5 protein-coding genes are annotated in these 3,503 nt (G+C 61.3%); 4 read left to right on the top strand and 1 reads right to left on the bottom strand.

Annotation, left to right across the window (positions count from 1 at the left end; genetic code table 11):
* The first annotated feature begins 368 nt into the window (after positions 1-368).
* From Y707_RS31100 to Y707_RS33610, 4 genes are all read left to right on the top strand, one after another.
* The gene (locus Y707_RS31100; RefSeq protein WP_155853271.1) at positions 369-515 is read left to right on the top strand and encodes a hypothetical protein; all 147 of its coding nucleotides are present in this window, start codon (positions 369-371) and stop codon (positions 513-515) included.
* A gap of 474 nt (positions 516-989) precedes the next feature.
* Entirely contained in the window at positions 990-1,646 is a 657-nt protein-coding gene (locus Y707_RS32380; RefSeq protein WP_216699327.1) for a cupredoxin domain-containing protein, read from the top strand.
* A 169-nt stretch (positions 1,647-1,815) separates the two neighbouring features.
* Positions 1,816-2,517, top strand: coding sequence for a hypothetical protein (locus Y707_RS29320; protein WP_051442317.1), 702 nt, complete (start codon positions 1,816-1,818; stop codon positions 2,515-2,517).
* 387 nt (positions 2,518-2,904) lie between these two features.
* The gene (locus tag Y707_RS33610) at positions 2,905-3,318 is read left to right on the top strand and encodes a DUF305 domain-containing protein (protein WP_442853326.1); all 414 of its coding nucleotides are present in this window, start codon (positions 2,905-2,907) and stop codon (positions 3,316-3,318) included.
* Here Y707_RS33610 and Y707_RS28555 read toward each other — a convergent pair.
* Positions 3,212-3,503 (bottom strand): oxidoreductase dimerization domain-containing protein (locus tag Y707_RS28555; RefSeq protein ID WP_035783280.1); only part of this gene is annotated, 292 nt, incomplete at its 5' end. The genes Y707_RS33610 and Y707_RS28555 overlap by 107 nt on opposite strands.

Below are 3,503 nucleotides of genomic sequence, written 5' to 3'. Positions count from 1 at the left end.
GGTGAGGTTGGGCTGCCCGGCGAAGGCGTCGCGGATCTGGGGCTGCTTCATTACCGTTTCGGGCACAGCGGTTTCAAGGGACCTCAGCATCACTGTCATAGTCCATTACTAGAGGACTGGTGCGCTAAACACAATGAGGCCGAATCACCCGGTCGCAGGATATGGAAAGTAGGCTTATTATTCCCGCAGGTCCCCGACAGTTGAGGAGCACGACACGGCAAACGGTCCGGAAAATACGCTCGACCAGGGCCACCCGAGGGGCCCTGATGTCATGCTTCAACCGAACTGCAGGGGCGCGGGGGAGACGTCGGCCCAAAAGTCCCTTAAAGACGCTTGATGCGTTACATCATCATGCTTAGGGTTAATCCATGAACACGAACAAGAGGATCATAGCCGCTTCCGCCGCCGTCGTTGCCGGGCTGTTTCTGCCTGCATGCGACAACACGGAAACAGAACAACCCACCGAGACGACCGCGCCGGCGGACGAGGGCGACACTGGTACCGGCGGCTACTGAGGTGGATCCGTGACGGGCTCCAGCCATTTGCCCTCCCCGTGGGGTTGCGGGGCGGGGAGGGGAGACCTTCGGACACCGTTACCGGGTGTCGCTCCGCTTGAGGCTCATGAGTTCGACTCACGCTCTGGACAGTTCGGCTGTTCAGGGCGTTTTGTGCTTAATGTATCCCCAGATGTTCATTTCAGCTCAGCCCGTCTGCCCCGTGGGAGGCGTGCTCGATGAGCGTGCGTTATGTAGACGCTTAAGGGTCCCCGTGTTGAGCACCAAGGATGACTCGATCGAACGGACTGGGTTTGCGGCCCGTTCCGCCACCGGTAGTGAATACACCGGCCAGGCACCCGCTATCCGGCGGAGCAATCGATAGGCCGGTGTGTGACGAATGACTTTTTAGCGGCAGGTCTAAATGCAATACCGAAGCGTGTCGAACGAGAAGGCCAATTCAACCGAATGGATCCGTCGCGGGAAGGCGTAATCATGAGTACCAGCAGCAAAGCCCTCAGCATCGCGTTCGCGGCGACATTGGCCGGCGGCGCAACCCTCGGATCGGCGCAACTCGCAACGGCTGCGGCCCCGGCGGTTAATACACCGTCAATGGTGCTGGCAATGACGCAGGCCGCGGAGGTGACCATCACTATTGATGACTTCGCTTACGCGGTGTCCGGTCCGGTTACCCCTGGTGCAACGGTGACTGTCATCAATAATGACGACGTCCCGCACACCGCCACCGACGCCAACGGTGCATTCGATACCGGCATTATTGACGCAGGGGCGACGGGCACGTTCACGGCGCCGCAGGAGCCGGGCCAGTACACCCTGATCTGTACCATCCATCCGAATATGTCTGGCATGCTGATGGTCGAAGCCGCAGCCGGAATGGGTGGCGGCTCCGGCGATGACAGCTCGATGGGAGCCGGCTCCAGCAACGGTTCCGGCAGCGGATCCTCTGATGACGGCCCTGAAGGTATGGAGCAGCAGGTCAGTCCCATGCCTGAAGGTGGTGCCGACACCGGCGTCACGGAATCCGGCGACGCAGCCAATCTCGGTGTTTTCGCCCTCGGCGGGGGCCTGGTTCTGGTCGCTGCGGCCGGCGGAACCTATGCAGTTCGGCGCAGGAGTTCAAACCGGACATAAGCGAAAATGACCCGTCTCTGAACAATGATAGTAACGGCCCGATGAATAGAAACCTTGAACAAGCTCCACCTCACCCTGAGGTCTTCTTCATGTCACCACACCACGCCGGCCATCGCCAACGTCCGTGGCAATACAGCTAGAGCTGCTTCCGGAAGGGAGATCCACCTGTATGCACAAGTACAATGACATCGGCCTGAGTGTTCAGGCCGCAGCCTTCGGCTCTCTCGGAGCCGGCTTGATCCACTTAGTCTTAAGCCCGGCCCACTGGGAGGAATGGGCGCCCTTGGGTGCGGCCTTCGTAGTGCTGGGCCTCGTCCAGATCGTGTGGGCCTTCCTCGCGTTCCGGTTCCCGGGCTCGCGCTGGCTGGCTCTTGTCCTCCCGGTCAACATCGGCACCATCGCGGTCTGGGCGGTGAGCCGCCTCTGGGGCCTGCCGATTGGGCCAGCGGCCGGAGCACCAGAGAATGTGGTGGTAGCGGGCATAGTCGCCACTCTGCTGGAAGTCTTTGTCACGGTCAGCGTGGCCTCGGCCTTGGTTCCCCGTGTACAGCACTCTATTATCAGCCCGGGCTGGTACAAGGGTGTCCTCGCCGTCCCGGCCGTGGCGGTCACCCTGCTGGTCGCCCTGGCGATTCTAACCGCAACCGGCGGGCACGAGCACACTGAGGGCGAAGAGCGCCCATCGCACGGGACCGAAGACGGCCAGCCTCACAACGCTGAGCCTTCGCCGACCCCGGAGACCACCCCTGGGCAGGCGGAGACCGGCCTGGCCTCCCCGACAGCCGATCCCTCTGGCGGCGAGACCAACGATGCGGGCCCCCCGGGCGGTGATGACACCGCGGACCATGACGAGGAGCCTCACGGGCACTGAACCGGAGCCGATGTTCCTCAACGTCGCCCCGGGTCGGTAGCGAGCAATGGCTTCTGGTAAACGGTGGTTCCGAGCCATCGCCGGCCCCGGTCGGGACACGCCCGACGATGGCTGTTTTGTTTTTCATGTACCGCGCGTGCTGTTTGGGGCACCGTCAGATGAGCCGTTCGGAGAGCGGGACACCAGTAGTAACAGGCGGCCGGCCGGCGGCTGAGGGTATCCGGATTGAGGGTTTGCAGACTTTTGATTATCTTTTCGGCCGACCACGTCTAAACCTCTGTTGACTAAGAACGGGTTCCACCTGTTGGTGAGGATAACTGCTGTGTTTGGTTGGACTGTGGTGTTTACAACGAGCCGGTTCCCGAGGAGAACGCCGAGGCGGAATGACTGTATCTCGAGCTGATGCTTACCCACCACGAACCCGGCATAGCCATGGCCGAAGCGGTACTGGAACGTTCGAATAACCCAGTCGTGACGACTCTGGCGGAATCAATGCTGGGCGGCCAAAAGGCAGAAGTTGCATACATGACCGACTTTCCGCGGCACGCTAACCCGACCCGTTTACCGAAATGGGGGATGGCCGGGCGGAGAGCGGGGCACCCACAGACAAAAGTGCCATATAAGTCATCGCTGCCAACCACGATACCGCCGGTCCATATCCTTCTGAGAGGGCCTGGTCTGCTATGTAAAGTGTCTAGGAGCGCCGGTCTGCTGAGACGGCCTGCCAGCTCTTACGGGCGGCGATCAGAACCGGATCCCACAGCGGTGAGAACGGCGGGGCGTATCCCAGGTCGGTATTGAGTAGTTCTTCCACGCTCGTTTCGTGCCACAGCGCCATGGCGAGGACATCGATACGTTTAGCAGCCCCCTCTTCACCAACGATTTGTGCACCTAGGAGTCGACCGGTGCCACGTTCGGCGATGAGTTTCGTCCGGATCGGTTTCGCGCCGGGAAAGTAGCCTGCACGGGTGGTGGAGTCGACCGCG

It is taken from the genome of Arthrobacter sp. H14 (assembly GCF_000520495.1).
Taxonomy (GTDB): domain Bacteria; phylum Actinomycetota; class Actinomycetes; order Actinomycetales; family Micrococcaceae; genus Arthrobacter_C.
The sequence above is the reverse complement of the archived record's forward strand: the minus strand, read 5'-3'. Positions and strand labels throughout refer to the sequence as shown.

Bases quoted from the DNA above. Each gene is read 5' to 3' on its own strand.
- Y707_RS31100 (WP_155853271.1), top strand. From the start codon at position 369: ATGAACACGAACAAGAGGATCATAGCCGCTTCCGCCGCCGTCGTTGCC.
- Y707_RS32380 (WP_216699327.1), top strand. From the start codon at position 990: ATGAGTACCAGCAGCAAAGCCCTCAGCATCGCGTTCGCGGCGACATTG.
- Y707_RS29320 (WP_051442317.1), top strand. From the start codon at position 1,816: ATGCACAAGTACAATGACATCGGCCTGAGTGTTCAGGCCGCAGCCTTC.